Source organism: Microbulbifer maximicatervae (SeqCode), assembly GCF_052467695.1.
Genome location: NZ_CP174320.1, coordinates 3,436,970 through 3,463,940, shown reverse-complemented (window position 1 = coordinate 3,463,940; position 26,971 = coordinate 3,436,970). Strand labels below are relative to the sequence as shown.

28 protein-coding genes and 2 pseudogenes are annotated in these 26,971 nt (G+C 43.7%); 4 read left to right on the top strand and 26 right to left on the bottom strand.

Going from position 1 to position 26,971, the window contains the following annotated elements:
* Positions 1-183: 183 nt before the first annotated feature.
* The 21 genes and pseudogenes from ACJJI8_RS15330 to ACJJI8_RS15230 form a co-directional block, all read right to left on the bottom strand.
* Positions 184-630 carry a DUF6998 domain-containing protein gene (locus ACJJI8_RS15330; protein WP_444932888.1) on the bottom strand — a complete coding sequence of 149 codons (447 nt, stop codon included), beginning with the start codon at positions 628-630 and terminating at the stop codon, positions 184-186.
* A 111-nt stretch (positions 631-741) separates the two neighbouring features.
* Positions 742-1,251 carry a hypothetical protein gene (locus ACJJI8_RS15325; RefSeq protein ID WP_444932887.1) on the bottom strand — a complete coding sequence of 170 codons (510 nt, stop codon included), beginning with the start codon at positions 1,249-1,251 and terminating at the stop codon, positions 742-744.
* 97 nt (positions 1,252-1,348) lie between these two features.
* Positions 1,349-1,849, bottom strand: coding sequence for a hypothetical protein (locus tag ACJJI8_RS15320; RefSeq protein WP_444932886.1), 501 nt, complete (start codon positions 1,847-1,849; stop codon positions 1,349-1,351).
* Between the two features lie 110 nt (positions 1,850-1,959).
* Positions 1,960-2,430, bottom strand: a complete 471-nt coding sequence (locus ACJJI8_RS15315) for a hypothetical protein (protein WP_444932885.1) — start codon at positions 2,428-2,430, stop codon at positions 1,960-1,962.
* A 218-nt stretch (positions 2,431-2,648) separates the two neighbouring features.
* Positions 2,649-2,753 (bottom strand): annotated as a pseudogene (locus ACJJI8_RS15310) (hypothetical protein); the annotation flags it as partial.
* Positions 2,754-2,777: 24 nt separating this feature from the next.
* Positions 2,778-3,065, bottom strand: a complete 288-nt coding sequence (locus ACJJI8_RS15305; RefSeq protein ID WP_444932884.1) for a transposase — start codon at positions 3,063-3,065, stop codon at positions 2,778-2,780.
* Positions 3,066-3,141: 76 nt separating this feature from the next.
* Positions 3,142-3,387, bottom strand: a complete 246-nt coding sequence (locus tag ACJJI8_RS15300; RefSeq protein ID WP_444932883.1) for a hypothetical protein — start codon at positions 3,385-3,387, stop codon at positions 3,142-3,144.
* Positions 3,371-3,757 carry a hypothetical protein gene (locus ACJJI8_RS15295; RefSeq protein ID WP_444932882.1) on the bottom strand — a complete coding sequence of 129 codons (387 nt, stop codon included), beginning with the start codon at positions 3,755-3,757 and terminating at the stop codon, positions 3,371-3,373. The genes ACJJI8_RS15300 and ACJJI8_RS15295 overlap by 17 nt, the downstream gene beginning before the upstream one ends.
* Positions 3,758-3,911: 154 nt before the next feature.
* Positions 3,912-5,467, bottom strand: a pseudogene (locus ACJJI8_RS15290) (IS1182 family transposase).
* A gap of 534 nt (positions 5,468-6,001) precedes the next feature.
* Positions 6,002-6,433, bottom strand: a complete 432-nt coding sequence (locus ACJJI8_RS15285; protein ID WP_444932881.1) for a hypothetical protein — start codon at positions 6,431-6,433, stop codon at positions 6,002-6,004.
* An 83-nt stretch (positions 6,434-6,516) separates the two neighbouring features.
* Positions 6,517-6,828, bottom strand: coding sequence for a transthyretin-like family protein (locus tag ACJJI8_RS15280; RefSeq protein ID WP_444932880.1), 312 nt, complete (start codon positions 6,826-6,828; stop codon positions 6,517-6,519).
* Positions 6,829-7,108: 280 nt separating this feature from the next.
* A complete protein-coding gene (locus ACJJI8_RS15275) occupies positions 7,109-7,336 on the bottom strand; it encodes a hypothetical protein (RefSeq protein ID WP_444932879.1) in 228 nt (75 codons plus the stop codon).
* Positions 7,337-7,502: 166 nt separating this feature from the next.
* Positions 7,503-7,940, bottom strand: coding sequence for a hypothetical protein (locus ACJJI8_RS15270; RefSeq protein ID WP_444932878.1), 438 nt, complete (start codon positions 7,938-7,940; stop codon positions 7,503-7,505).
* A gap of 44 nt (positions 7,941-7,984) precedes the next feature.
* Positions 7,985-9,349 carry an IS4 family transposase gene (locus ACJJI8_RS15265; protein WP_507021831.1) on the bottom strand — a complete coding sequence of 455 codons (1,365 nt, stop codon included), beginning with the start codon at positions 9,347-9,349 and terminating at the stop codon, positions 7,985-7,987.
* A gap of 137 nt (positions 9,350-9,486) precedes the next feature.
* Positions 9,487-9,990, bottom strand: a complete 504-nt coding sequence (locus ACJJI8_RS15260; protein WP_444932876.1) for a hypothetical protein — start codon at positions 9,988-9,990, stop codon at positions 9,487-9,489.
* 612 nt (positions 9,991-10,602) lie between these two features.
* Positions 10,603-10,971, bottom strand: a complete 369-nt coding sequence (locus ACJJI8_RS15255; RefSeq protein ID WP_444932875.1) for a hypothetical protein — start codon at positions 10,969-10,971, stop codon at positions 10,603-10,605.
* Positions 10,964-11,389 (bottom strand): hypothetical protein, encoded by a 426-nt coding sequence (locus tag ACJJI8_RS15250; protein WP_444932874.1) that lies wholly within the window; start codon positions 11,387-11,389, stop codon positions 10,964-10,966. The genes ACJJI8_RS15255 and ACJJI8_RS15250 overlap by 8 nt, the downstream gene beginning before the upstream one ends.
* 397 nt (positions 11,390-11,786) lie before the next feature.
* Positions 11,787-11,999 (bottom strand): hypothetical protein, encoded by a 213-nt coding sequence (locus ACJJI8_RS15245; protein WP_444932873.1) that lies wholly within the window; start codon positions 11,997-11,999, stop codon positions 11,787-11,789.
* A 276-nt stretch (positions 12,000-12,275) separates the two neighbouring features.
* Positions 12,276-12,614: a DUF5992 family protein gene (locus tag ACJJI8_RS15240; protein ID WP_444932872.1), complete on the bottom strand. Its 339-nt coding sequence runs from the start codon at positions 12,612-12,614 to the stop codon at positions 12,276-12,278.
* Positions 12,615-12,703: 89 nt separating this feature from the next.
* Positions 12,704-13,912, bottom strand: coding sequence for an IS91 family transposase (locus ACJJI8_RS15235; RefSeq protein ID WP_444932871.1), 1,209 nt, complete (start codon positions 13,910-13,912; stop codon positions 12,704-12,706).
* 510 nt (positions 13,913-14,422) lie between these two features.
* Positions 14,423-15,019 carry an HAD family hydrolase gene (locus ACJJI8_RS15230; protein WP_444932870.1) on the bottom strand — a complete coding sequence of 199 codons (597 nt, stop codon included), beginning with the start codon at positions 15,017-15,019 and terminating at the stop codon, positions 14,423-14,425.
* 180 nt (positions 15,020-15,199) lie between these two features.
* Between ACJJI8_RS15230 and ACJJI8_RS15225 the strand changes: the two genes are divergently transcribed.
* A complete protein-coding gene (locus ACJJI8_RS15225) occupies positions 15,200-16,582 on the top strand; it encodes an amidase family protein (RefSeq protein ID WP_444932869.1) in 1,383 nt (460 codons plus the stop codon).
* 6 nt (positions 16,583-16,588) lie between these two features.
* On the opposite strand, the gene ACJJI8_RS15220 is transcribed toward ACJJI8_RS15225, so the two are convergent.
* The 4 genes from ACJJI8_RS15220 to ACJJI8_RS15205 all read right to left on the bottom strand — a co-directional run bounded on the left by ACJJI8_RS15220 (position 16,589) and on the right by ACJJI8_RS15205 (position 20,549).
* Entirely contained in the window at positions 16,589-17,476 is an 888-nt protein-coding gene (locus ACJJI8_RS15220; protein WP_444932868.1) for an SMP-30/gluconolactonase/LRE family protein, read from the bottom strand.
* 146 nt (positions 17,477-17,622) lie between these two features.
* Complete coding sequence (locus tag ACJJI8_RS15215; RefSeq protein WP_444932867.1) at positions 17,623-18,447, bottom strand: transporter substrate-binding domain-containing protein; 825 nt, start codon at positions 18,445-18,447, stop codon at positions 17,623-17,625.
* Positions 18,448-18,750: 303 nt separating this feature from the next.
* Complete coding sequence (locus ACJJI8_RS15210) at positions 18,751-19,881, bottom strand: methyltransferase (RefSeq protein WP_444932866.1); 1,131 nt, start codon at positions 19,879-19,881, stop codon at positions 18,751-18,753.
* A 74-nt stretch (positions 19,882-19,955) separates the two neighbouring features.
* Positions 19,956-20,549 (bottom strand): TetR/AcrR family transcriptional regulator, encoded by a 594-nt coding sequence (locus ACJJI8_RS15205; protein ID WP_444932865.1) that lies wholly within the window; start codon positions 20,547-20,549, stop codon positions 19,956-19,958.
* Positions 20,550-21,091: 542 nt separating this feature from the next.
* Here ACJJI8_RS15205 and ACJJI8_RS15200 point away from each other — a divergent pair.
* Positions 21,092-23,329, top strand: a complete 2,238-nt coding sequence (locus ACJJI8_RS15200) for a M12 family metallopeptidase (protein WP_444932864.1) — start codon at positions 21,092-21,094, stop codon at positions 23,327-23,329.
* A 31-nt stretch (positions 23,330-23,360) separates the two neighbouring features.
* Complete coding sequence (locus ACJJI8_RS15195; RefSeq protein ID WP_444932863.1) at positions 23,361-24,077, top strand: DUF4279 domain-containing protein; 717 nt, start codon at positions 23,361-23,363, stop codon at positions 24,075-24,077.
* Positions 24,078-24,702: 625 nt separating this feature from the next.
* Here the strand turns inward: ACJJI8_RS15195 and ltrA are convergent.
* A complete protein-coding gene (gene ltrA / locus ACJJI8_RS15190; RefSeq protein WP_444932862.1) occupies positions 24,703-26,001 on the bottom strand; it encodes a group II intron reverse transcriptase/maturase in 1,299 nt (432 codons plus the stop codon).
* Positions 26,002-26,723: 722 nt separating this feature from the next.
* On the opposite strand from ltrA, the gene csrA reads away from it, so the two are divergent.
* Positions 26,724-26,912, top strand: coding sequence for a carbon storage regulator CsrA (gene csrA / locus ACJJI8_RS15185; protein WP_282933247.1), 189 nt, complete (start codon positions 26,724-26,726; stop codon positions 26,910-26,912).
* Positions 26,913-26,971: the final 59 nt, after the last annotated feature.

The window sequence follows — 26,971 nt, the reverse complement described above, 5'->3', positions numbered from 1 at the left end:
TACCTCGCGATATTAACCTTGCCCTTTCGCTAACCTTCGGCTCCACGAATACCTGGTAAGAGGACTTTCACCTCTCTAGTTAAATGCCATGCCTGGCACACACGCCGCGATAATCGGCTGGCGCTGCACAGCAGCGACAGTCCGGTGGAGGCCTGCAAGGCCGGAACGAAATTCATCGCCTTGTTAGGGCTCTACTCGTTCGATCTTTTCGTTTTCCTGAACATTATCCATCATCGCACTCAACACACCCAAACTAACTGAGTACAGACCATTTTTTGGCAGATTTTTGTCTTTTACTCTGTCCCATACTGGCTTACCTGGGCCATTATAAAACTCTGTAACTGTACCATCTCTAAGGAGCTTTAAGGCTATTAAATGTACACATGGCTCGCCAATTTGAATAGCTTTATTTTGTGTTGTCTTAATCTGGATTAACTTATTTCCTTTACGACAGTCATGTTGTTTTTCTCCAGGCGGCAACGGTGTGAGGCCATAATGATATTCAGCCAATACCTCGCCTATGCTGCCCACTAGAATACCGTCCGGAGTGAAGTTTCTGTGTGGATGAATTTCTTTCAACCCATTCGTAATTTTATAGAGTTCTTCAATCAGCTTTTTTGTATCTTTCATGACCGTTCCCTGAGGGGCCCCTAACGTCGCCATAAACGGATGCCGAAGCAACGCGTAGGCAGTCCGGTGGAGGGCGCGTCTTTTGCGACCGAAACGAATTTAATGGCCTTGTTAAACGATTTCTTCATGCTCAATCACCGGCCCCTTTCCTTTGTAGCTCTTGGAGTGATAGGCGAATACAACTACGAATATTAGAGCGATAAACACGTAAATAGACTCTTTGGAAAACTGCGAATAAGAACTGGCAACGCCAAAGCATGCGCCTAAAAGAATGAAGAACGAAAGCCTAATAATAAAAGGCAGGCCTTTCCTCGATGGTTCGGCCTTGGGAAAAACTAGCTTTTGCCTCTTATACTCCTTGCCGTTTTTACTTAGTGTGCATACAAACGGACCCTTCAATAAGCTCACCACGTTGAGATTTGTCGAATATTCATTTTCTCCAATAGAAAAGTTATTGGTTGAATCAGTTGATAAGTTTCTTTGAGAAGATACTAACTCGCCATTTACAAATACTTTCTCAAGTCCAGAGAGAGCACTGAACCAAGCCTCAACTACGGCTCCGTCTTCTTCGAATATAAACGTATAACCCTTCGTGAAGCTAAATGCCTTTCTCTTACTCATATCTACGATTACCGTTTAACGCCGCCATAAAAGGCGAGCAACTTGTTGCGAGTCCAGCGCTGGAAGCGCGGTTTTTAATGGCTTTGTTATTGGGCTTTTAAAAACCATAGACTTCCTGCGCAGATATTTCACAACCATTAAACTCACTATAGTAAGTATTGTTTTTTGGCAAAGGGACATCTCGGATCCGCTCCTCGCTTGGAGTAATAAAAACTGCTAAAACAGGTCTCTGCCAATACTTTTCGTTTTCTACTCTCTTAATACGTCCATACGGAACACAAAGAGAGAATGTACCGCCAAGACCACTCTCCGCATCTTTTTCTCCGTAGTGCATTATCTCAACATCTGGAAGACTCGGATACCTAAACTCTTGCAACTCGTTAGCAGGGATTATGATAGATCGTCCGCCAGTAGATATTGATAAAAGCTCAATGTAACCATCCCCATTAACTTTCATATTTATTTGGGTATTACCAAAAGGTGGAAATAGCTCGTATTCCAGAGAAATCTTTTTAGCGTATGCTTGAGAAGGCTCCCAGGCTAGAGCTTTGGAGAAAACTAACATAAACAATAAACTAATAAGTACATTTAATTTCATGTTCAATATCTTGGTTAGATGTGGCAGGCCCAATAACGCTTAAAGCACCTGCGACAAAACCAAAGCGAAGCGGCGGTTTTGATGTCGGGTGCCTTTACATGTTATGGCTTTTAGTCGCTACATTTTATGCCCGATGATTCAGTAGTGTGTTTTCCGGTGTTTACATCAATCGATATATAACGGCCCGTGGAATCAGTAAATTCAAAAACCTCATTTTCAAATTGAAATGGTTCATCTTGCCAGCATATCCAGGGGCGCGGGCCATTTAAAACATCGGAGCCCACATCTTGAATTTTCTTTAGCTCTGACTCACTGAAGAAATTGAGCCCAGAGAACTCAAATGAAACTTTACCAGTAACAGAATAGATAACGAGATCATGACCCGCAAAAGGGTTTGCCCAGTCTAGCATGGTAACTAGCACCCCCTCATTGCTTAAGTAAGCTGATTGTGGGGAAACCTCATTTAGCAGGTGAAAAGTCCTTTTAAGTTCATAAGTATTACCATTAAGTTGATATATCTCAGCTTTAGCATAGGGCTTATATTTATCGTCTACAGGCCACGCAGGGATGATCCTCGACATGAACTCCGTGTTCTCACTGAAAACCCCATAGGTTTTGGGCGACTTATAAACAGTGGCCGCAGTGTTAATGGACAAGAAAAACAAAGCTATTAGAAAAATAGAAATCCGCCTACTCATACGATGCAGCCTTATAGCCATAACGCCTAAACTGTGTTTTATACACATCATTCAAGTCCATTTAAAGCCTCCGCTGCCTCCATATAATGGAGAAGCTTAGTTTACTCCTGCCAACCGGTTTTAACTCCAGGCTCACCATCGCCGCTCCGCCTCAGAAAGCCTCCAAGTCCTGCCAACATACGAGTTATATCTCTCATACTTGAAGTTTCATTTGGTGGGGAGGTTTTAGCTTACATTATCCATATCATACGCCACTCTTTTTCAGAGTGGACTTTCGTACACGATGTATCAGGAAGCGTTCGTGCTCGTGTTGTCATGGATTGTAGACGCAACCCGATAATCATATAGATTGCTATACAGTTCAGCATTCGCTGCTCGGTTCTAAAGCGACTACTTTCTATCTGGCATCCGCCTTTCACCACTCTAAAATAGGTTTCAATTTCCCATCGACTTCGATACCACTCAATGATGATCCTCGCTTGCTTAAAGTCCTCAACTGCAAGGTCGGTCAGCAGCATCCATTCAATACCTTTTTTGCCTTCTGGTGGGCTTAATTTCCTTAGCAAAAACTGCGTAGATAGAAAGAGGTCGTTTTTATTTTCCTTTTCCCTCTAATCTTACTTCTGCGATGGATACACTGACCTTAGCTCCCCTTTCTGGCTCTCCATTTCTTTTGGAGATACCGACTGAGTATTTTCCGATGGACTTCTGTTTGAACAAATAGTCCCAAAGTAAAGTCGTATTTTCTCCTTCGATCTCTAAACTACGATTAGCCTTGGCTCGAACAATCAGGCCACAAAGTGACCGTTTTTTGATAGCCTTGTTAACTGTTTGTATCATAAAACATCTCTTTATCCTTCCAAGGATCTTCATACGCATTCAAGATGTGTTCGATAACAGGAATCGCCCTCCAGTCAGGGGCACTACGGGCCTCTTTCAAGCGCTTTTCTAAATGTGTCTTATACTTTGGCAGCCGTAAATGATACATGCAAACCTGGGCTAACTCCCAAGTACACTCTTTGTGGATATCAAAGTCTTCAATAAATGCTTCCTCAAACTCCATGTGCATATCATTAGCAGCTTTGTAAAGCTCTAAAATAGAGTTACAAAAAGGGAGTAAGTCTGGGGTGCCTAGCGAATTTTCTGCACCAAAAACCTCTTCCGATTTTCTAAAGATTATTCTCAATTGTGACTTTATATCCTGATCCATAAGTACAGTTAACGAGGGTGTAGAAAAACAGATTGACCAAAACCCCTATCCAATCAATCATCGCCCATCTAAAATTCTAGAGATTTCTTCTGAAGAACTAGAATTATATCACTACATAGAATTTTGGCTTCTTAAGTCCATATTACACCCTCAATCAGTGGATATTGCCATATCTCATCAACTTTTCAATGTTATGTACTAAGCAAAACATCTGCCATTGGCCTTGAACCTTGCTCTTCCCTCGCAAGGAGAACCGATTCAACCCTTTATTGGTACCAATGTTCCCAAACACAGGCTCAACAACCGACATACGGTGCGCATAAATGGTTTTACCTTTTATGCTATCAATTCGCTTTTTCATCCAATCGGTAGCAGTACGCCCGTTTGTCCAAGTTAGTGATACCTGCCGACCATGTCCCTTTCTCGTATCTGCTGAATCTGGGCTTCGCATGCATTGATGTTTCAGGTCACAATTTCTGCAATCCGTTAAACGCCCCTCAAAAAAGAGCTTTCTTTTACCCTCGCTAACATATTCCTCTCTTTGAAGAGACATCTCTTTACCCGCTGGGCAAATGCAGGTTTTCTTTCTTTTATTAAAGGTAAAATCTTTGGCCGGTATTATCTGGGGAACTCCAACCTTTTTTCCTTGATTACGTTTACCATATTTCTCTTTTTGCTCAGAGAAGCTGCTATCTCTTGACCTGAATTTATTGTCAGGAATGTAGGCATTGATTCCATTATCTCTCAAGTACTTATAATTAGACTCATTTGAAAACCCAGTATCAGCAGTGATAATGACATCTTTGTCTAAGATATCTTCATCAATCTCGGTATTTTTATAGCGTGTACTAATACCATTCAAAATAGGCTTCAAGGTATGGTGCTCTTGCCCCTCACCAAAAGCTTGTGCTTCAACGACTATTTGATGTTTCTTATCCACTGCCGCAATACCGGTATAACCTTGAATAGTCCCCTTGCTAGTAGTCATCTTCGCTGATTCATTATCTGTGATATTGCTCTTTACTTCTTTCGGTCTTTTGCCTTGCCCCATCCTTGGGGATGACTCTTTAGGAACTGATCAATTTTTTCAAAGTGCTTTCGTAATGTGTCAGCAGCCTTAGCAACAGCCTGTTTTCGCTCCCTTTCTTGAGGTTTTCTTCCATCAAGCCTTTTGTGTTCACTGAGACAGGATTTGATCTTCTTACGAATTTTCTCCCGCTTCTTTTTAAGCTCTTTAAAAGTGCCAGAATGCGCTTTGCTAGCATTTGATGACATTTTACAGCCATCTATCGCAAAGAGCTCATTGCCAAGAAGCCCCTGTTCACTACACACCATCAAGACCTGTTCAAATACAGACTCAATTGCATCAGGATAGCTACTAACGAAGTTCGCGATACTGGTGAAGTGTGGAGTGCTATCACATGAGAGCGCCTTAAAAATGATGCTGTGTTCACACTGCCACTGAATCTCACGGCTAGAGGTGATGCCTTTGGAGTAAGCAAATAAAACGATCTTCAGAATAATCGCGGGATCATAAGCTGAGCGGCCACCACCATCATTTTGATACTTATCATTAAAGGCAGATAGATCTATGTGATCATTGATCAGATGGTGGAGAGTAAACTCAAAAGTTTGAGGCTGTAACTGCTCTTCGAAGTTAATTACAACCATGGCATCTTGGTTGTAATCATAGTGCTTAAAGTTGGGCATGTTGAGGATCTCAATAACGAGATCCCATTTTATCAAAAAATACTATCTTTTAAGAGTTTTTCTACAGCCTGAACGCCGCTAGCAAGGGCAGCCGAAGCAGCGCGTAGGCTGTCCAGCCCAACCCCGAAGGGATTGGGCGAGCTTGCCTAGCCTGGTTATGGCTGGCGCGCTCGGGACCGACTACTAGCACTTTGCCAGCCATAGTTTGGCTGGCCGCTGCCCAATATTTACGAGGGAAGAATACCGCACTTTTCCCAACCAATTCCTATCTTACTGGCAATCCGCGAAATTGCAGCGGACTGCCCCTTTTTACAGCACCTGAGCGAACACTCTAGGAGCGAAACTGTTTAAATAGCAACCAGTAAAAATTGCTCGATATTGGCTGCTATTTAGCCGTACTAAGCTATTAGTTACCACGAAAAATCAATAAAACTGACCGCCACAATAACGTTTCAAGCAGGGGCGTCAAACTACGTAGCGGATTGTGCATCCCGGTGCGCGAAGTAACCCTTGCTACCTTGACTGGTTATGTTTTCATTGAACTCGTTCAAGGTGCTTTCCAGATAGTATTTGATCAAAGTCTAACTGTATTGGTAGATTAATAGATGGGACTCCTTTAATTTCAACTTGTGCACGCCTGAGTGGAGCGCCAAAAGTTAAACAGTTTGTGCATTCCTCTACTTTTGATATTATGACAACAGAGCCAGTAGGCAGTGTTTCTCTTGTTACTACCTCTGGACCACTCCAGCCAGGATCTCGTGATGAAATAATATAAACATGAATTTCATCGCTATAGCCTCGTGACAAGTTAACCCCGGAATAGTCCATATCGGATATTAGTTTATATTGCTTGCCAATATATTGAGAATACTCTGGCTCGCTACTGATATCTTTGTACTCTGCACGGCAAGCTGAAAGCAACAATGCCAAAGCCACTACAATAATCGTTCCTAATCTATTATTCATGTTTGCTCACATATAACGCAGAGTGCAGGGGCGACTGGAACGAAGTGTAAGCCGTCCCGGGGCGCCCTTGCTGCCACGATTTGTTAAGTGCTATTTTTGGCACACTTGGTCTCCGATTTCCCAGGGTGGCTTGTAAATACTAGTTTGCTACCAGAATAAACGAAGAAGCTCGCCCCTTTTTCTGTGTTTAATGTGAAAGTTCCATTTTCATCCGTTTTGGTTTCTCCAAGTTTGCCAGGCAATTGAAAAGGAATCCATTCGTTTTCCCATGCTTCTACTTCTGCTCTAGCAATCGGATTATCTTGGCAATCAGTTACCGTTCCGGTATAGGTTTGCGGTGTAGCGCAACCATTCAAAATTAATGTAAGTAAAACAATTGCTACTGATGTCTTCATTCTCTCATGCACTTAACATTTCCAGCAAGGGCAGCCGAAGCGGAGCATAGGCTGTCCAGCCTAACCCCGAAGGGGTGGGCGAGCTTGACTGGCCTGGTTAATTTTCGGGGCTGGCCGAGGAGTTCTTGCCCGCCTTAATGTATGTTTCTATATAATCTTCCGTTGTACTGTGTGGGTATGAGTTGACCATTACATCAAGCACATCATAGAGCTTTGTATCTTTTATTGCCGCAGACTCTGTAGCAAGCACACTCTGAACACTGTTGTATGTATCCATGTTCTAAACAATGAACTTTTCGCCCCATTCATACATTTTTTCTTCTTCCCCCCGCCTCGCATATCCGAGAAGAAGAGCAATCATATTTGCTTCATCTACTGACCTTCCCGATGAAGAAAAAACTGCAGAAATTTCTACACCCCGATTGAACCCCCGATGCTCGCCAACATAGTAAGCAGCAACGACTAAAAAAATCACTACAACAGACCTAATAATACTCTTGTAAGGCATGGCTACTCTTAGAAAATTAACGCTTTTGGAATGTGCCGCGTTGTGGCGAAGCCACGCTTTTAGTGGTCGCATTGCCAAACTTGTTAATTGTTTTACTCAAACTGTATTCCTGGTATTGGTGAGAATGGCTCAGTTTTTATACTAATAATTCTTGCAATTTTTTCTTTTATTCAAGTGTTTCCGCAATGGGTTCATACCAAGCTTCAACAGCCTGGATAACTTCATTGCAAAATGCCTTTATGTTTAGAGTGAGAATATTATTAATGTGAATTCGGTGCATTCCCAAAGTAGTGAATTCAAACTTTTCTAGTACTTCTTGAGCTCTCTGTTCGGTTATGTCGTCTGTGCCAGCATGAAGTAGAGAGCATCTTAATGCCCAGCAATCAGAAGCTGTTAAGAACACAACTTCTTTCCCCATAATATTAGATTTATTTATCTGGGATAGGTTGGCATTAAACCACTCTTTATATCTAGGGCCAGAGTATTCTATTTCTGGATATGTTATTTTTCCACAGATATCAGGCATAGTTAGAGCCATAAACAAAGCCCCATACCAATTCTCTGTTTCTAAATTTTTTCTTATTGAGTTAGTAAACCGCTCCATGAGTCACCTCCGGCAATTAACGCCCTGCCTGTGTTTTATACACATTATTTAAGTCCATTTAAAACCTCTGCTGCTTCAACATAATGGAGCAACTTAGCATATCCTTGCCAAACAGTTTTAACCCCTGGCTCGCCATCGCCTTTACGCCCTAGAAATCCTCCTAGACCTGCCAGCATACGCGTTATATCTCTCATGCTTGGAGGTATATTCGGTGGGGAACTTTTATCTCGCATCATCCATACCATGCGCCATTCTTTTTCAGAGTAAGCACTCGTACATGGTTCATCAGGAAGACTTTTTGCTTGTGTAGTTATCGAATGTAGTCGCCATCCAATAATCATATAGATCGCAATACAGTTCAACATTCGCTGCTCTGTTCTAAAACGATTACTTTCTATCTGGCATCCGCCTTTTACCACCCGAAAATAGGTTTCAATTTCCCACCGGCTTCGATACCACTCAATGATGACCCTTGCCTGCTTAAAGTCTTCAACTGGAAGATCAGTTAACAGCATCCACTCAATGCCTTTTTCACCCTCTGGTGGGTTTAATTCTTTAACCAATACAGCATAGAGAGAAAGAGGTCGTTTAGATTTTCCTTTCCCAAGTAGCCGTATCTCAGTAGTGGATACACTGACTTTGGCTTTTCTTCCAGATTCACCATTCCGTTTGGGAATATCTACCGTGTATAGACCAACAGATTTCTGCTCATTCATATGATCCCAAAGCAAAACCGTTTCTTCTCCATCGAGCTCTAAAGTGCGATTGGCCTTAGCTCGAACGATATAGCTCGCCCGCCGCTGTTCACTTTGATCTTCAGCCAGTTGAAACCACTCATGAATATCACCCTCTCTATCAGCAATACTCACAATTGTACTTTCAGGGCAGCGCTCCTGTATCTGACAAGCCGTTTCGTAATGGTCTAGCCAGCGTCGACTCTCCTTATTCTTTATCGACTTGGTATAACGGGAATTAGAGCTTGATTCCTTGTCTCTCTGCCACATACTACCCTCAACAACACCCAAGTTAACTCTTGATGGCGTTATAGCGATGGAGGTGTGCAAGAGTTGCTGATTGGTCTCTTTCCGCCTAAGTGTTCCCATCTCTTTACTTTCTAAGTCAGTGGCAAAATTTAGAAAGGTGGTATCTTGAGGGATAAGAACAACGGGCTGCGCCTTGATTCTCTCAAGAGTTGCCGATTTATGGCCGCTCATAATAGAATCAAAATTGACTTTATCATTTTCGATAAAGCGATAAGCTGCAAACGTTTCTGCCCAAGTTTTGTTTGCACAGGGAATGCTATTCTTTGGATCTGAACTTAAACTACTAAGAATATTGGACAAGCGCTTATTCAAGCGTGTATCACCCATAACCTGATTTTTTACTTCCTCCATGACCCAGTCCTGCATAATAATCCAGCCAAATCTGTAGTTCTTACTGGGCTAAACTGTAACTTATTGATTTACATAATAAAACTTAAAAAAACTTGTGTATAAAACTTAGCGCCTAAATCAGGTGCGCCGTAGGCGTCACCTGGATTTACTTGTTATGCGTGCTCTCCGAACAGTGCTTGATAGATTTCACTTGCTGACTCGTAGCATGTAAAGCTACCTTTGTTTAGCTCTCGAATATTTGGTCTTTCTGCCTTGTGACCATCACTATCACCTTTTGTATGCTTTGCTATTTTAGCATTTTCTAAGGATGGCAATGGTTCTCCTGCTTCAGAGCCAAAGAAATAAAATGGGCCGAGTTCAAGAGATTCTTCATCAAAATAAACCCAGACGACACAACCAGAAGGTTTATCTCTAAGCTTCACATGTATTTTTTGTCGAGCTGTTTTCCCGCCCACATAAGACGCTTTTAATTGAACGTGCCTAACAATACGATTTGCTTCGAGGATTACATCATAACCAGAGTTATCAACTTCAGGTTTTGCCACTTCGAGTTGGCAATCACCTTTTTGCCATGAAATTTTGAGAAGTTCCCCAACAAAAAGATGTTCAATTAGCTTTTCTCTATATGAGGAATGTTCTGTATGTTTACTGCTCATGATAATCTCGATTTTGATTGAAACGCATAACGCTTTGCTAAACGGCAGATGAAACGGAGTGTAGGCTGTCCGGTGAAGGGCGCGATTTTCGCGACCGAAACGTATTTCAGCAACTTGTTATAGCCCATTGGTTCGCTTAGCTCTCCAATACTTAAAAATTTCATACACTAGGATAGCTACGAAACCTACTAAGAGGGTTTGCCCTGCCTGTAAGAGTTCAGGTCTACCGCAAGTACCTCCAGGACCTGCGATACCTTCCATAAAAAGAAAGTACATACACGCAGGAATGTAGCCTACAACTAGCGCGCTAATTATTGGTGCCCATAGACGCTTCTTGTTTGTTAAGTAGCGTATGAAAAGCGCAAGAACTAGAATCGCTGCAGAAATCCCTAAGAGAAGGAAAAATCCTGACACGTGCTGTTCGGCCAATCCTTCAGGTTGAATAAAACACGCATAGGAATTAGCTGGAAAGGCAACGATAAAAAATAGATGGACTTCTCTCAAATTTATCTCTTATGTCTGATTTGGTTATAACGCCCAGCACACGGGCGGCCGAAGCGCAGCGTAGGTCGTCCAGCCCGCGTTTTTTGCGGGCGACCGTGCTGCTGCTTGTTAGAACAGGTCGTCAGCGATGATATCGTCGAGAACCTGATCCATACCAAAAAGCTTTTCTTGAACTGCAGTATACAATTCACTCAATGAGGCATGAGCTTCTTTGGTTCCTAGCTCATTGGTATTATATGAGACCATTTCAGAGAAATCGTGCCACTCCTCATCAGGCCAACCAGCCATCTCTTCCAGATCAAATTTCCCTGGGTAATAGTGAAGATAGAAATCTCCACTCATATTTTTGATGATGGACCATTTATGTTTTCCTGCATACTTAAAAAATAGCTCTGTTCCATGAGAGCCACGTATAACAGGGCCGATCAAATCCTGATTAGAAACCATAGCGTTTACGGCTTTAACAATTTTACTCACTAGCACTCCCTACGAAATCATCAATATTTCTGATATTTAAATGTCTCAATCTTTCTCGCAATTCGCTAACGACAGCTCTTTTTCTTGGCTCGGTTAACTTCCTTCGATCCGAAACGAGAACTTCTAGCTTATTTAGAAAACTGGAAAAATGATTTCTCAGTTTATCGTTGCCTCGTATTTGTCCGATTATCTCATTAAGAATGTTTATTATCTGCTCACACTGGTCAGAGTCCTTAGCGTTGTAGTCATTGAGCTTTTCGAGCTTCTCCTTTATTTCCGACAACGAAAGTTGATAGCCATAGTTCATTAACAGATGAAATACAGATGAAATCGACTTTCTCTTTGCAAGAAAAAGATAAATAGCGATACCCGATGCAAAAATCGTAAATAAGTTTGAGACTAGAGAAATGTACTTCATTAATTCATCCAAAATCCGCCCTCATATTCCTATACCCTCGTGTTCTAACGAAAATAGATATGCGGAACCGTTAAGAAAGTTGGCAGTGCCTTTGTGCAAGCAAAGGGAATGACAACTTTTAGGTTTCCGCATAATCGGGTTGTTATTTGTTGCTCGTGGCACTGTGTACAAATCCACTACAAATATCTTTCTTTTATTGTCTACCACGATTCGGAGAGAGAAACTAGCAGCACTAGGTTCGCGGCCTTGCTTCGAAGCGGCTGCGCCGTCCGCATTAACTTCGTTATGCGAGCGTCGCTGAAGCTTCGAAGCTTACATGAAGGTCGAACCGTTGGCTATGGGCTTTCCCGCCAATACTGTTTTTTTATACAGCAACCTAATAATTACCTGCTATTCTTTATTGAACCCCCGCAAAACTGGAGCGAGCGACCAATAACGCCGCTAGCAAGGTCAGCCGAAGCAACGCGTAGGCTGTCCAGCCCAGCCCCGGAGGGGTTGGGCGAGCTTGACTAGCCTGGTTATGGCTGGCGCGCACTGAACCACCTACTTGCTCTCTACCAGCCAACTTTGGCTGGCCACTGCCCGATAAATTTAAAGGGGAAAATACCATACTTTCCCAACCGGTTAACTATCTGATTGGCACTCCATGATGGCGTAGCTGGCTTGCAGGGCTTGCTGACTTAAAACGATGGCACTAGAACGAAACTGTAGTACCAAATTGCAGGAAAACTCTCAGAAAAAAGTGCTCAGATAGAGATTGATGCTTGCAGCAGCTACAGAACATCTGAAAATCGACCGCCACAATAACGCCCCGTTAAGCGGCAGGCGCAAGCTATGCTTTTGAGCACAGCTTGCGCCTGTCCGACTTCAACGGTTTGTTATGTAATTAGTAGCTACAATCATCTGTTGCGCAAAGCTGTACCGCAGTTGCTTTTTGAAGACTTCCTTCACAGCCATCTAAATAAAATCTAATTGGTTTACCGGAGACTGTTGCTGTTAAAGCAATTGAAAATGCCCTCTCGACTGCTTCTGCATTACCAAGAGATGTTTCACTAAAGTAAACATCATCACTTGTACAGCTTTGAGTATTGGGACCGCTCCATCTTATATATATTTTTTCTGAGAAAGACTCAGCCAAATAAACATTTCCATAACTCCAACTCCCAGCAATTGCTGTATTAGTCATAAATAAACCAGAGAGAACAAGCTTATTAACGAACTTCATTTAACTACTCCTTATTGTCACTTCAAATTAAACATAACGCTTAGATAACCTGCACTGCAGGCGGTAAAAAAAATGACCTGGCATTGAATTTAGGCCGAACTAAAGAGGCCCATTCCTGCAGTGTCTGGTTCATCGCCATGTTGTACATTCCCGCCGGCACTATCTTGCCGAGCCGCCCCCTTTATAAAGGAAATTCCTTTTTTCGCCTTAGACCACACTCTGCCAGTCAACTTTGTAGATTCATGGCACTGCCCACACTCTACCACCAGATCTTGGATTTGCAATCCAGCTGGGAGTCGTTGATCTTTCATTAAACCCACTTGATTACTACATAGATCGTGCTTTTTCTTATTACACCCAGCATATAATCCATAACTCCGTACCATGTGTTTTCCTATTGGAGGTATGTGCTGCAAGACACGTCTTAAGAACTCTTCAGGCTTTAACCTTAGTCGCTTGCGTCGCTGGTCACGGTGATCAAAATAACGAAATTCCAACCCCTTATGATCCACGTTTAATATCTGCTTTGGCTTCAGCGGGCCACCTTTGATATATCGTGAAAAATACAGAAGCACTCCTTGTCCATGCTCATATCGATCCTGAATACGAACTGACCATTCTTTGCGATAGCAAGCTTTAAAGAGAATATCAAACTGGCCAATGGGCCAACTGGGAGGGAGCTTGATTAACCCAGCACGATACTGCTCTAGTAACAGCGCTTGAAACTTCCCCCTATAAAGACTCTTAACCACTCGAACAGGTAATAAATACTCACCTGTTTCTTTCCACTTTTCCCTTAAGGTCAAACCACCAGCGGTTATCAAGCAGTGTATATGAGGGTGTAAAGTTAACTGTCTTCCCCAAGTATGCAGAGCCATAAGCATCCCGGGAGTTACTCCGTGATAGTCTTTACTCGCCATTAATTCAAACAGGGTTTCTTTGCTCGACAAAAAGAGTATATCTGTAAGCTTCTCTTCGTTGTATTGCCATAACGGCAGATACTCATGAGGTATAGTAAAGACCACATGAAAATGTTCTGTATCAAATAATTTACGACGCTGCTGATCAACCCACTGGAGCTGTTTTCTGCCTGAGCAGAGGGGGCAACTTCTATGCCTACAAGAATGATGCTGTTCTGTGACATGGTTGTGCTTACAACGATAATAACTGCTTCCCATCGATTTTGTACGGCATTCTTGTATCGAGGAGATAGCCTTTAAATTTTTTAGTGGCTGCGCAGTTTTAGATAAATAACCACTGTACGCAGAAAATATATTTTGCAATACCCGGTTATGCATTTTCTAAAATGCCTCTTATAATTTAAAAGTAGCACCACTCCCGCGCAGCGGGTTTGTACAACAGCTATATAGTAATCATTCTGATCACTATTATATTGACTACTATCTCATAATCAATCTACCGCCACCACTATAGTTTCCCATGGAAAATCAAGTGGTTATATTCAAATGGTACGAGCGAACAAACTATAAAAACGATCACTATGACTACTATCTCAATTTCGCCCTGCTCACGTAACCCCATGATTTCAGGGTGTTTTCCACAAAATTTCAGCCTAACTCAGAAATAACACTCATCATGATCATATTTAACCAAGCTGGCGCTTACTAACTGGCATAAATTATATTGCTCGCCCCGATAATTGAGTAAGCCGAATCATGAGTGCCCCCTGAAAATGCTAATTTAGATAGCAGCAATCATCTTGAGGGTGTGTTGTTGGGGAGGATGAATAGATTTCAGAAATTAGAAAATTATCCTCTCAAGGTAGTCAGTTAGAATCCCCATCTATCTTAATTTTTGTAGCCCTTCTCTTGAATATTGATACGCTCTAGAACCTCCAATACCGAATCAAAACCCTTTGTATGGAACGCATTCATACCCACTCTATTCGCAACCTCTACATTTCTAGGGATATCATCCATGTAGACAACACTACTGGCTTCAACTTCCAGCTGCTCAAGCGCGTGCTTGAAAAATGCTTCATCGGGCTTTGCCATACCTATAAGGTGGGAAGCGAATATTCGGCCAAAATAGTTATGTGCATTAAATTCATGAGTGATGCGTGGCCAGTGAAGTTCATTGGTATTTGTCAATGCGGCCACTTTGTAGTTTTTCTCTAGAGAACTGAGTAATTCAATTGCTCCTGGATAGAATCCAGCAGGCCAGTTTGTGAAATGATCGATAATAGTCTCTATCGATTCCTCTATTTCCAATTGAGATTTTAAAGCGTTTGCAAATTCTTCCGTGGTGATTTCTCCTCTCTCAAACTGCCTTACCGGACCGGAGATAATGACATCAGTCACAGGCGCTTTACCGGTTGGTAATGGACGGCCTTTTAGCTCTATTAGTACGCCGCCGAGATCAAACAGTAATACATCAATTTTCAAAACCCATAACCCTCATATTTTCAATGGCCAGAAACGCGCTGCTCACTCTTCACCATCAGATACACCTCGGAGAGACCAAGGCTAGTGCTATCAAATTAGCCAATATCATTCTTATCGTCCTGCTTTCTTCCTCTCTATGATCTAAGATCCCAAGTACAATCAGAAGCTAGTAAGCAAACTATGACGACTTCCCTTCATGAGCTTGTGGAGATGGTGCTCGCAAGAAAGATTAGCGCACTATCACTGATTGAAGAAGCTTGTGACAATGCAGTTGCTCATTCCGAACTCAATGCTTTTATCTGCCTCGATCGGCATGGCGCCCTTCAAAAAGCCAAATGCATTGACAGGGAATTGGCCTCCGGTAGCCACCGTAGACCCCTTGCCGGTATTCCCATCGCTGTTAAAGACAATATCAATGTAAAGGGTATGCATACCACTGCTGGGACCCTTGGCATGAACTTTCTGCCGAAGTCCTCTGCCCCAGTGGTTGAGCGGCTAGAGGGATGTGGGGCCATAGTGGTTGGGAAGACCAATCTACATGAGCTCGCCTTTGGCGTAACCTCCAATAACGCTGCATTTGGTGCCGTAAGGAATCCGTGGGACATCGCTTGCTTCCCCGGCGGTTCATCGGGGGGCACCGCTGTTGCTGTAGCCGCGGGGATTGTGCCCGCTGGCCTCGGCACCGATACCGCCGGCTCCGTCAGATTACCGGCGGCGTTAACTGGTATTGTTGGCTTTCGCCCTTCAACTGGCAGCCTTAGCTGCCAAGGAGTCGTACCCTCTGTGCCAGCATTTGACACGATCGGCCCTATGGCTGTTAGTGTCGAAGATACCATCTATCTGTTTGAAGTGATGACAGGAGTCTCCGTACCCCAATGCAAGCCAATCAATCAGTTGCGCTTGGGGCTTGCCCATCCTCTATTTGACAACCTCTCACCTGGAGTAAGCCAGTCTTTCAGGGCTCTAATCAGTACCCTTATTGATGCCGGAGTAGACCTGGTAGAAGTAGACCTTTCACCAATAGTCAGCGCCGCTCTCGAAATCGGATTTCCCGTCGGGTTTCATCAGATGCGGACAGCCATGGGTCATTTTCTGGCGAATTATCAACCACAAACTCAACTAGAGGGTTTGGTAGCAATGATCAAAAGTGAGGATGTGAAAGAGGTCTATCAGGAATCAGTGCTCGGCCCTAAGGCACCGCCAGACTCAGCTTATCAAGCGGCCTTAAAGAAATTGCCTGCTGTGCACGAGAGCTATTCGAAGATCATCCAACAGCATCAACTGGACGCGATCGTATTTCCAACTGCGCCTATCGAAGCGCAACCCCTGGAAACTTCCTCATACCAACTGGAGCTAAATGGACAGACACTCCCCACCCTGGACACACTGATATACAACAATGTCTCCGCACCAGTTACCGGTGCCCCAAGCATCAGCATCCCCATCGGGCCTGGTACCAATGGATTACCGGTGGGCTTGGAAATGGATGGGTTACCCGGAGCGGATTTGGCACTACTTGCCGTAGCTAGACAGATCGAACAGGTAATAACACTCCAAAAGTAAGAGGAACTATCCCCCCTCTTCCCCTCGGGGAATTGTCTTCCATATAGCGGTATTACTTGATGAGTAAATTGCTTTACCGTCAGTTGCTACGCTATACACACCGCCGGTAACAGGGTAAAGATTAACCAGGGAGCCGTTCTCTCGATAGTGTCGCAGTCCGTCACCTGCCGCCACCCACAGATCATTTTTGAGGCCAGTAACAATAAAACCATCAGGAATCCCTATTGGTACCGATAACACCCATTGCTTCTCTTCCAATTTTTCCGGGGATGGCAAAGCGCTTACATAAATGTCTTTTGTTTTTTTGGGATTGTAAGGGTTCTTTCCATCGATAGCTGCAGTATCACCAATATAAATTTGGTTGCCTGTTGGAGAGATTGCCAACCCATGAGGCATCATGTACTCCGCTGACAAGCGAATTAACTTTTTTGTTGAAGGATCAAAAGCGTAGACAGCTGGCGTTAACATTGGCTCAGGCTTGAAGCCTTGGTTGTAGCCATAATCTGGATCGGTGAAGTAGATCCAGCCAGAGGGTGACTGTACAACTTTATTGGGTGAATTAAATGGCTTACCTTTATAGGCATCTACAAGCACTTCTCGTTGACCGTCTGAAAGGCTTATGCGGCTGATAGCACCCGGGGTTGCTCCTTTCCCCTGCTCTGCAACCAATAAATGTTCACCGTCATTGCTAAGCCACATGCTGTTTGCCATATTGCTTCGGTGCTTCCAGGTTACAACTTCGCCAGTAATAAAGTCGTAGTAACGGATCGCTATCTGTGGATTCTCAATCTCTAAATCTGGAACACTGGTGAAGTAGAGACGTTTCTGGGAGGGTACATAAACAAGCCCCTCATGTGCATCCGTTTCCACCAAGATCGAATGGGTAGCCTGCATCGGGGAATTCCCCAGTAAATAATTGCTGTAAGTAATAGCCAAGAAAAGGACTGAGCTGAAAAGCAAAGAAAAGAAGACACTGGGGGATTTAGTAGTCATATCACCCCTAATTAGACTTTATCTGTACGGATACTTCGGCGACTACTCTACTGTGAACCGCTGAAGGTATCATCAGGATCATTCTCTGACCCCACACTGGAAACGGCCTTATCCAGCATTCTATTGATCTCCCCGCTCTCCTTTAGGCTTTCTAGAGCAACATTTAGTCGCTCGAGCAGTTCCTTATTCCCTTTCTTAACACCGATACCAAAGGGTTTTGGCGGGAAGTCTCCACTAATATTCACCAGACGATATAAAGTCGGATAGGCTGATGCCTTCCGCAAAAGTACCAGGTTAATAATGTCATTGGAGGCAGCATCAGCATTTCCGCTTTGAACAGCCTCTAAGGTCGCTGAGCTTGTGGGCGCTACAACCAATCTGGCCCCCTCCAATGACGGCAGGACAGCACGCATTCTTTTCAGGGAAAGTGAGCCTTTAGTAACAGCAATTATCTTACCTTCCAGATCGATAAAGCTCTCAATATCACTATCTTTATGGACCAGTAAACCCTCCCCCGTAACGTAATAAGGAATCGAAAAGTCCACTTTTTCTTCGCGCTCTGGAGTGATGGTAAACTGGGATACCACCATATCCACTCTTCCGTCTTCAAGTGCCTTTATACGATCCTCATCCAGCACACGGGTTAGCCTTATATAGCCAGGGCCGCCAAATAACTTCTCCCCAATTGCCCTGACCAGGTCAGGCTCAAAGCCTTCTATAGCGCCAGAAGAGGGTTCTCTATACGCCAACCCTGGAATATCATAAGTAACCCCAGCAACTAGCTCTCGATCCTCAAGATCAGCCCAAACATACCCCACATAAATAACCGATAAAACTAGCAAGCTGCCTATTAGACGGGACACTAGATACATAGCTAAGATCCAGTAATTTCAAATATATTGTCTCAGAGCCCCCTAAGTAATCCTGTAATATCCACTGAGACACCAAAGGCCGAAACCTTAGTCGACTAGCAGAAAGAGGCTATAGGTAAATATAGGCGTATATAAAACCAATACAGGTGATACTGCACTTTAAGCTACTACGGATATTGGCTTGCTGGCGTATCTATAGTTGATAAGCGGACTATTCGTGCCACCAATACAATAAGCGCAATGTTTTTTCATTTTCATAATTACTAACATTGCGCTTGTTGACACCCACTTACTGCTTAGCACCTAACCCTTTCTCTTTTTCAACACCATCAGTTTTGCAAAGGTACGCACGGAGACTGTCTCCACCAAGTAGAAAGGACTATCACTAAAGAGTTGGTTCCATTCGCTGTAAGTTCGCTCCCGCCCACGAGTTCCCATCAACATCTGCATGTCCATGGCAGCCAAATTAAGGTCTGCGCCCTTCTCAGGTAATACTGCGTCAACAATGGCGAGCGTAGCATTTTGCCCTTGCATGGCAGAGTAAATATTATTGAGAAGTTGCTTTGCCTTGCTGTCATTCAGCAAGTGAAAAACAGCCGTACACAAGTAGATATTCTTATCACTGTTAGCTACCGGCAGTCTATCGTTAATAATATCTGCTGGGAAGAATTCCAATCGCTCTTCAACTGAATCACTCAATGAGTTTTTCCAGTACTCTCTTGCCGCTCCCTCAACATTATTCCTGTCGACCACCATCGCCGTGATGTTTTTATATGAAGAGAGGACACTCGCACTTTTGCTGCCTTTTGCCCCACCCAAGTCAATAACCCTATCAAACCTGCTCCAATCAAAATCTTGTAAATACTGCAGCCCGGTAAGATTATCAACGGTATCCATAGCGTCCGAAAACAGCGTGCTAACAGATTGATGATCATTCATATAATCAAACATTTCCTGATCATAAACACCTTCAAAAGGCACACTCCCATCTTTAATATGATCTTCAAACCCATTAAACCAAGGCTTGCTGAATTCAGGGGAGTTATGCATAAGCACCATGCTCCTTACGCTGTTACTGGCATCACTGCGCAACACTTCAGAGTTTCGATTGTGCGAAAAGTGCCTGGCCTTTACCTCCTTAAAAATCCCCATTGCACACAACATCCTCATCAATCGATATAAGTGCTCTTTATCTGCATTACAATCATTTGCCAGTTTTTCTACTGGAACGACGTCAACGTTAATATGATCAGCTATATTTAATCGGACAGCCGTATACAGACATCTAGACTGCCAAAATAGCGATCCAATTTGCATTACTCGAAATGGCGGCGGCATCAGAGAATTAGGAATATTACAAATACTATTAATCATATTAGAAGCGCGCTGAAAGACCCAATTTACGGCTCTATTTCTTTGCATTGACTGGGGCATAAGAACTCCTCAGAAATAACATCTGATTAAAAACAGATATAAGAGACCGGCCTCAACTTGCTGAGGCCTTATCGCTATAAGCTTTGCAAACCTGACTTCAGAAGTCGGCCATTAAACTCTGCAAGCTGTTTTAAGAAATCGGGGTCCATAACGTGCCCCATTTGCTCTTCCAGGACGGGTTTGGCCAACATCGGCAACATAGCCAAACTGACAAATGAAATCCTGAGCAAATCATACTTCGGGTCTTCAGGTTCGGCTTCTTCACCCTTAATTTCAGCTAACCGCCGAGATCCCCTTTGACGCCCCCGCTCCAGGAGCTGACGGATCACATTTTTCCCCGGCCCTTGATTAAGTGCCATGACTTTCAGGATCAGAGCCGGAAACTTGGGATTCTCTTCCATAGTGGAGTAGTAAAGGGCAAAGAAATCTCCAAAATCCCAATCGCCATCAAGGCTGAGTTGCTCTACGGCCTCGATCAATGGCAGAAGAGTTTGGCGGATCATATCTTCATAGAGGCCATCCTTGCTACCGAAGTAATACCGAATCATCGATACCGCCACGCCAGCCTTAGCAGCAATCTGGCGAGTTGTGACCCGTTGGTACTCATCGTTCAAAAAGCACTCTCGCGCCGCATCGATAAGCCGATTGGCAACATCCGACTCCTGCATAGGCCCGCTCCTTCCTATCTAGCTTGCAAGAGAGGCTAACAGGGCACCCTACTGCCTTCCAGGCTATTTGTTGTTCAATTTGAGGGGTTTGTACGATTGGTTGAGGTGGCCCTATATCCCCAAACTGGATACGACCCCACTCATTCATATGAAATTGTCTCGAAGATATTCGTAGTTTAGAGCAAGTGGATTTGGATCTGGCACTATTTACCCAGCTAACAAAGCACCTGGGTGATCTCTAATATTCAGAACACAAGTATTGCTAATAACACCAAGATATACATTCGAAAATTGATAGTCATCCTCTACATTTTATCTCGTTCGTGAGTTCGCCCTTCCAGAAATGCCACGAATCAAATCTCGCATTCTGAATCAACTTAAAACCACCTATCGACCTCAAATCCAAACATCGGTATTCTCCCGCGCGGCGGCATATTCATCCTGATTTAACTTGTTGCCAGAGTTAATCAGGCACGCCTCCTACTCGACTATTTACGGATAAAAGTTTGGCAAAACTTTAAAAACATTTTCAAAGCAGGAACATGAAAATAAAACTATTTACCAGTACCGCACTGGGAATTTCAGCAACCCTAACTTTAACTTTTCAGTCTGCAATGGCATACAGCCAGGCTGTAGATATAACGATACCAAGTTACACCGGCAATGAGTTTGCTCAATTGGAAGAGCAACCCAAATCGAGCCAAGTCATTATTGATGGCAAACTATACCAGCTGACCGGAGATATGCTGGAGCCAGTTCAAGAGGATTCCGGTCAAGTTAGCATTATGTCCGCTGTTGAAATATCAGCGAATAAGTGGCCTGATGGAATCATATATTACGACTTTTACGATAGTGTCACTGAAGAAAATCAACAGCGTTTTATCGACGCCACCAAAGTCTGGGAAGAAATTGCAAACTTACAATTTTTACGACGCACTGATCAATCTGACTACGTTCACGTAAGAAACGGAACTGAAAACCGCTCCATGGTTGGAAAAACTGGCGGCGGGCAATTCTTCAGCATGAACAACTGGGATACCAAGTACATTATTGTCCATGAATTGGGCCATGTTATTGGTATGAGGCATGAACATCAGCGATCTGATCGTGATGAATATGTCGAAATCATTGAGGATAATATTAAACCCGAGTATGTCCACAATTTTGATATACGGCAAACCCACAACTACAGTAACTATGACTTCCTGTCTGTAATGCACTATCCATCACGTGCATTTTCGGTTAATGGCCAAGAGACAATTATCCCTAAATCGGGTTATGAGCACTTCAGCCGTATAATGGCCCAGCGTATCGACTTGGGCGGCGGTGACCAGGTTGCAGCAGCATCCCACTATGGCGTGGTCAATATTAATATTCCTGACCCTGCATTCAAGTCATATTTGACTTCCTATTTCGACACAAACAATGATGGTGAAATCGACAGCCTGGAAGCAGCAAACATTGAAGAAATTCGCACTCCTGGCAACGGGGAAATCCAGTCACTGCAAGGTATTCACGTATTCCGATACTTAAAGCAATTAACCGCTGTTAATGAAAACCTCACAGAGTTACCCGAATTACCTAAACGTCTAGAAACGTTAAATATTGCCGGCAACTACTTGGATACTGCGCAATTCGAGTGGGTAATAGACCGACATTTCTTAAACGATATTGATGTTACGGACAACCTCCTCGATGTCTACTCCTGCGAGGCACTTGAGTTAATTGATTCTTATCTTAATGAAGGGAACATTAGCTTCAGCCCCGCTAAAGGCGGTAATTCATTAGTTTGTGATGAGGAGGCAGAGCTAACTCTTATCCCATCAAAAACGCGAGAGAACTTAAGTAGCAAAGGCGAAAAAGTATTCCATATCGACGTGCCCGAAAATGCTCAAACCCTGACAGTTATTACTGACAATTCAGGCGATGAACTGGGCGGTGAAATGAATATGTACGTGGCCTATAATCGCCAACCGACCACAACCGATTTTGACTTCAGTTCTGAAAATGGCGGTAATATTGAAAGTATTGAGGTCACTTCGCCAGAAACCGGCCGCTGGTACATATTACTGTCTCCTATCGAACGCTCCTTCGAGGGGGTAGATTTGACGGCAACGGTAACCCTGGCTGATCAGTCCGACAATATTCTGATTAATCAGAAACCTGTCAGCGGTCTTAATGCCAGTGCAGGAGAGTCGTTGTTCTACACCATGACAGTACCGGAAAATGCCAGCGACCTTTCATTTGAGATATCCGGTGGTAGTGGCGATGCGGATCTCTATATTCGTTTTGCTAGCAGACCTACTGAATCAGTCTATGATTATCGGCCCTATTTAGGTGGCAATGAGGAGTCCGTTGCTATAGCAAACCCAACTCCCGGGATCTGGCATGTCATGCTCCACGGCTACTCAGACTTCGATCAAGTATCCCTGACCGGCTCTTTTACTGAATCATCTACTGATGAATTTTTAATCCCCGGCGAGGTTATCTCTGACCTAAATGGCCATGCAGGAGATCAATTAGAGTTTAAGATTGAAGTTCCTGAAGGAGCTACCCAGCTTTCTGTAGCTACGGGCGCAGCTCTATTCAACTCCGTTGGTGATGCAGATCTCTACATCAAGCACGGTGAACCCGCCACTGAATCAAATGCCGACTACGCTTCTGAAAACTGGGGCAACTATGAATCCATAGATTTGAATGCTCCTCAATCGGGCACTTGGTATATTACCATCTATGGTTATACCGACTTTGAAAATGTTTGGATTAGTGCTGATTATTGAAGTATAAATAACTAGCGATCGGGCAGTAGGGTTGTCAACCTTTATTGACACTACTGCCCACTCTATTTTTCTGACACTTATCGTTGAATACAAAATGATCGATCCGCAGCCGTATATTTCAGCAGCTACTCAAGAACTTAACAAACCTACATTTGAACTAACAAAGCAGCACTTGCAGGTTATGGAAATCGAACTTGAAAATGGCTATCCCAAAGTAGCGCGAGTGAATTTAAATCACTATGAAGACACTGTGGCTGTGTATTTCCACATTAAGAATGAACGTTTTTTTCTCGTAGTAAATGTTGCCAAATCAAGCATTCCAAACATCAAATGGATATGGGTAGAATCTGGGCATCGTGTCTATTTAACAGCAACAACCGAAACACTCAGCTATGAAGATCTATCAAGTATACTTCCTTATGGTAACTTATCCGGCTGGTCAAAAGGTGACTTGCAAAGAAATAACAAATTAAAATATAACTTCACACGAATTTCCTATGAACCAAATATGAACGAAGCCTATGGACTAGAAGAGAAACTACTGGAACTATTAAAAGAACTAGAAAAGGAAGCTGATTCTATCCGGGAGCTTACAAAAAAAGCAAAGACATATATTTCAGTTTGCAAGCATCAATATATAAGCGCCAACGCGGGTATACTCTTGGATTTAGAAACATTGAGCAGGCTAAGTGCGCTTAATCTAGCACTAGATATTGACACCTATATTTGTGGGCAAGAGATTGAATAATAATATAGATTAATAATTATCTTGCCCCTCCTTAAGAGATACAATTTTACCAAGATGGTAATTATTAAAGTAGCAACCGAATAGTACCTTTAATACGTATAATTTACTCCCTTTAACACCACATTCCCAAATTTGGAGAGACTAGAACCTCTAGAGGTATTTTCATCTCGAACCTACCTTAGCCTGAATAGTAATAATAGTTTTAAAACTCGCGATATAGAGAGTGGCAAGCAGCGTTACCCCCCCCCTGAAATACAACAGCCAATTGCAGCCCCTTCAAAGAAACAAAAAATATAGGCACTAAAATGATCTTATTGGATTTTATTAAGTTTGTTTTAGTGTCAAAGCTGCGTAAAATTGATGAATATTTATCGGAATTAGAGTCTTACCCAGCAGTTTTTTAAGGGTCGTTGATTCAAACAAATCCAAGACTCATTTCTCAAAGGAGAACGGTAGCGTGACGTAAAAGTAAGTAAAAGGCGCTGACCCAAGGTGCGCCAACACCAGGGGCCAGCTAACCAAGTTGATAATCACACTATCAAAGGTCGAGTAGACCAAAGGAACTTCCCCTTCAACCTCTCACAGAACCGTACGTGAACCTCTCAATTCATACGGCTCTTCGTATTCAGCACATTTTCAAGCTTCCCATTCTCCAGTGTGCAAACAAGCCACGCATTTGTTGACGAACCTTTCCAATAAAGACCCAACTCTTAAAACAGCTTCGCTTCAGATGTTTAAACTTCTTCCTGGCCCAACGCATCAGCGTTTGATCAAGATACTTCTGTAGCCGATAAACACCATATCTCCGCCCAAAGTGACCATAGTAGTTCAGCCAACCCTGTATTGCGGGATTAAGTACTTTTGCCATTTCAGATAGTGATCGATCCACCCAGTTTATTACTCGCCATTGCCTGACCTTATCCTTAATCCTCTTGAAGGCCTTAGGACTCATTGAAGGACTAAATGCGGTGAAGATCTGTCCTTGGCGATTCCTTGCTTTTCTGGGACCAAATCGAAACCCCAGAAAGTCAAAGTGGATCACTGGGTGGGAGTCTTTACGATTACTGTTCTTGCAATAGACCTTGCGCGTTTTCTCTGGATGAGCCTCAAGCCCGCAGGTAGTCAGGCGTGCTTTTAGAGCCGCCAGTAAGCGATCCGCTTCCCGGGGATTACGACAATGGTAAACAGCATCATCCGCGTAACGCTCAAAAGGAATATCTCTGTGCGTTCTTACCATCCAGACGTCCAGCGCGTAGTGCAAAAACAAGTTCGCCAACAGTGGGCTGATTACGCCCCCTTGTGGAGTGCCTTGTGTTCGCTCTTCAAGCTGTCCATCCTGATGTTGTACCGGAGCCGTCAACCAGCGCTGCACATAGAGTCTGACCCACCGATGATCATTATGTTTATCCAATGCCTTCAGTAGGAGTTCGTGATTAATATTGTCAAAGAAACCTTTGATATCTAAATCAACTACCCAGATTCTATCCCAGCATCGTTGTCGAGCTCGACGCACTGCGTCTATAGCAGATTTGCCTGGCCGATAGCCGTAGGAGTCAGGGTGAAATACCTTCTCCAATTCTGGCTCCAGCAGTTGCTTAGCCACCATTTGTGCAATGCGATCTTCGATTGTGGGGATACCCAGTGGTCGCAGGCTGCCATCGAGTTTCGGAATATCCACTCGTTTGACGGCTGATGGAAAATAGCTGCCAGATGACATCCGATTCCATAGCTTGTAAAGGTTTTTGACGAGACTCGATTCGTATTGCTCTATCGTTATCTCATCAATCCCCGCTCCGCCGCCATTAGCCTTGATCTGCTTCCACGCTCCCCAAACCGCTCGCTTGGGAATATTGAATGGCTTTGCGCTAATCGTTAATTCCTCCCCATCTGGGTTGATTACACGGTTAGTCGCCGAATACGACAACCCCTTCGCTCCACGTCCATTACAGCCGCTTCTCCACTACTACGGGTTGTTCCGCCCCTGTGACCAGTCTTGGTACTCAACGTCTTGTAGGGCCTCTACTTGACGCTCTTCCTTAACACCTGGACGACAGGTTCTCCTGTTCCACCCAAAAGCCTGTTGTGTGTTCACGCCACCTCTATGCCGGATGCCACTCGGTCGGTAAACAGGTAACCTCCAAGCTTATCCCCGCACTTAGCCAGTGCACGGGTTTTGACATCATCTTGGTAATACGCTTTCGACACCTCATCAGTGGTTCATTTGCATTCGTCTCTACACAACATACCTGACGTATCTCGTACGCCTTTTCCTCAAGCGCTTCTAACCAAAGCTCTTTACTCCGATCACCTTGAGGCGGTTTGTTACCACTTCCTGCAAAGCGATAACGGAGGGCCGACCTCCATCTCCTGGATAGCACGTATTTTTTATTTATAAAAATAAATAAAAAAATACTCAGGACGCACTGGCTATATGCATAGTACGCTAGAAACCCGCTCGTCTTCAATAAAGCTGAGCGCAATCAGAAGCTTGAAGCGATTGCCCAAGCTCTGGGAGCGTAGTGCCCGCCTTTTCTTCTTTTATGCTTACCGTTCTCGCGCCCCTCCCTGTCCTTCCTGCAATCACGACTTTCTAAGCCTTCCGGTTTCGGAGCCAAAAAAATAGCTTGAAATTCAGTAGGACAAAATATGTTGATCTTGAAGCGTCGGACTGGTGAAAACCTAAGAATTGGAACAGACATCTCACTCAAAGTACTGGAGGTTAAGGGCAACCAAGTAAAGATCGGGATCCATGCCCCCAAATCCCTAGCAGTTCACCGCGAAGAAATTTATATTCGTATTCAAAGGGAGCAGAAACTCAGTAACAGAAAACGCTGAGAATCAACTTCCCCTTAAATGAGGGCCCACAGCGGGCCTCAACCTCGCTCTATCGGCCA